The sequence below is a fragment of the Shinella yambaruensis genome, assembly GCF_022899355.1.
Lineage (GTDB): Bacteria > Pseudomonadota > Alphaproteobacteria > Rhizobiales > Rhizobiaceae > Shinella > Shinella yambaruensis.
The window spans coordinates 1-2,799 of the sequence record NZ_JALJCK010000034.1; the positions used below are offsets into that span (position 1 = coordinate 1).

The following is a 2,799-nucleotide window of genomic DNA, read 5'->3' on the forward strand; positions in this document are numbered from 1 at the left end:
CATGGCGACGGAGAACACGCGTGGTTTGGCGCGGTTGATGTTGGCGCCCTCAGTCGGGCTGCTTCTTGTGTGGATGATCGTGCCGCTGGCGATGACGCTGTGGTTCTCGTTCCAGAACTACAACCTGTTGAACCCGGCCAATGTCAGCTGGGCGGGGCTGTTCAACTATCAGTATTTCTACACCGACCCGGCCTTCTTCCAGTCGATCTGGAACACGCTCCTGATCGTCGGCGGGGTGCTGCTGATCACCGTCGTCGGCGGCATCGCCATCGCGCTCCTGCTCGACCAGCCGATGTGGGGTCAGGGCATCGTGCGCATCATGATCATCTCGCCCTTCTTCGTCATGCCGCCGGTGGCCGCGCTGGTGTGGAAGAACATGATCATGCATCCGGGCTACGGCGTGCTGGCGGACATCAACCGGGCGCTCGGGCTGCAGCCGGTCGACTGGTTCGCGCAGTATCCGCTGTTCTCGATCATCATCATCGTCGCCTGGCAATGGCTGCCGTTTGCCACCCTCATCCTCTTGACCGCGCTGCAATCGCTCGACGGCGAGCAGAAGGAGGCGGCGGAGATGGACGGGGCCGGCTTCGTCTCCCGCTTCGTCTACCTGACGCTGCCGCACCTTTCCCGCTCGATCACCGTCGTCATCCTGATCCAGACGATCTTCCTGCTCGGCGTCTATGCGGAGATCCTCGTCACCACCAATGGCGGGCCGGGCTATGCCTCGACCAACCTGCCGTTCCTGATCTACCGCACGGCGCTGCTCGGCTACGACGTCGGCGGCGCCTCGGCCGGCGGCATCATCGCCGTCATCCTCGCCAACATCGTCGCCTTCTTCCTGATGCGCGCCGTCGGCAAGAACCTGGACAAGTAGTTTACCGCCGTTCCGGACGGAACACCGCTCCGCACGGTCCCGGAACAGCCTTTAGGGAGGACAAGACCATGGCCAGAGCCGTCTCGACAAGACGAACCGCCGTCTTCACCATCGCCGCCTGGATCATCGCGCTGATCCTCTTCTTCCCGATCCTCTATACGATCATCACCTCGTTCAAGTCCGAGACCGAGGCGATCCAGGGCTTCGACATCCTGCCGTCGGGCACGGTGGAGAGTTATGCGGCCGTGCAGGCGCAGAGCAACTACTTCAAGTTCTTCCTGAACTCGGTGATCATCTCGGTCGGCTCGACGCTGCTGGCGCTCTTGATCGCCGTGCCGGCCGCCTGGTCGATGGCCTTCTCGCCGACGAGAAGGACCAAGGACATCCTGATGTGGATGCTGTCGACCAAGATGATGCCGGCCGTCGCCGTGCTGGTGCCGATCTACCTGATCTTCCGCGACACGGGCCTGCTCGACAGCCGCGTGGGGCTCACCGTCATGCTGACGCTGATCAACCTGCCGATCGTCATCTGGATGCTCTACACCTATTTCCGCGAGATCCCCGGCGAGATCCTGGAGGCCGCGCGCATGGACGGGGCGTCGCTGTGGGGCGAGATCGTCTACGTGCTGACCCCGATGGCGGTGCCGGGCATTGCGTCCACCATGCTGCTCAACATCATCCTCGCCTGGAACGAGGCCTTCTGGACGATCCGGCTGACGACGACGAACGCCGCGCCGCTGACCGCCTTCATCGCCTCGTTCTCCAGCCCGCAGGGTCTGTTCTGGGCCAAGCTCTCGGCGGCCTCGACGCTCGCCATCGCCCCGATCCTGATCATGGGCTGGTTCAGCCAGAAACAGCTTGTCCGCGGCCTCACCTTCGGCGCCGTGAAGTAACGAAACAGACGGGAGGGACCATCATGGGCAAGATCATCCTTAAAAAGGTCAACAAGAGCTTTGGCGCCACGCAGGTCATTCCGGGCATCGACCTGACGATCGAGGACGGCGAGTTCGTCGTCTTCGTCGGCCCGTCGGGCTGCGGCAAGTCCACGCTGCTGCGCCTCATCGCGGGCCTGGAGGACACGACGAGCGGCACGATCGAGATCGACGGCAAGGACGTGACATCGGCCGCGCCCGCCAGGCGCGGGCTCGCCATGGTGTTCCAGTCCTATGCGCTCTACCCGCACATGACGGTGAAGAACAACATCGCCTTCCCCCTGAAGATGGCGAAGGTGAGCCCCGAGGTGATCGAGAAGAAGGTGGCGGAGGCCGCGCGCGTGCTCAACCTGACCAACTATCTCGAACGCCGCCCGGGCCAGCTGTCCGGCGGCCAGCGCCAGCGCGTGGCGATCGGCCGGGCGATCGTGCGCGAGCCATCGGCCTTCCTGTTCGACGAGCCGCTCTCCAACCTCGACGCGGCGCTGCGCGGCACGATGCGGCTGGAGATCTCCGAGCTGCACCACCAGCTGAAGACGACGATGATCTACGTCACCCACGACCAGGTGGAGGCCATGACCATGGCCGACAAGATCGTCGTGCTGAACGCCGGCAACATCGAGCAGGTCGGCTCGCCGCTCGATCTCTACAACAAGCCGGACAACCTGTTCGTCGCCGGCTTCATCGGCTCGCCGCGCATGAACTTCGTCAAGGGCGAGGCGGCCAGGCCCTGGAACGCCCCGACCGTCGGCATAAGGCCGGAGCATATCCGCCTGTCCAAGGAGGGCGGCACCTGGAAGGGCGTCGTCGGCGTCGCCGAGCATCTCGGCTCCGACACCTTCCTGCACGTCAATGCCGAGGCCATCGGCATGGTCACCGTGCGCGCCGGCGGCGACTTCCCCGTAACACACGGCGACACCGTCTTCCTAACGCCAGACGAAACGCGAATCCATCGCTTCGACCAAAACGGGAACGCCAGCCGATGAAACGGCT

At 64.1% G+C, this 2,799-nt stretch carries 3 protein-coding genes; all 3 read left to right on the forward strand.

Features of this window, described 5'->3' with window-relative positions:
* Position 1 precedes the first annotated feature (1 nt).
* The 3 genes from MUU56_RS32600 (at position 2) to MUU56_RS32610 (ending at position 2,792) form a co-directional block, all read left to right on the forward strand.
* Entirely contained in the window at positions 2-874 is an 873-nt protein-coding gene (locus MUU56_RS32600; RefSeq protein ID WP_245083426.1) for a carbohydrate ABC transporter permease, read from the forward strand.
* A 68-nt stretch (positions 875-942) separates the two neighbouring features.
* The gene (locus tag MUU56_RS32605) at positions 943-1,767 is read left to right on the forward strand and encodes a carbohydrate ABC transporter permease (protein ID WP_245083430.1); all 825 of its coding nucleotides are present in this window, start codon (positions 943-945) and stop codon (positions 1,765-1,767) included.
* A gap of 23 nt (positions 1,768-1,790) precedes the next feature.
* Positions 1,791-2,792 (forward strand): ABC transporter ATP-binding protein, encoded by a 1,002-nt coding sequence (locus tag MUU56_RS32610; RefSeq protein ID WP_245083433.1) that lies wholly within the window; start codon positions 1,791-1,793, stop codon positions 2,790-2,792.
* Positions 2,793-2,799 lie beyond the last annotated feature (7 nt).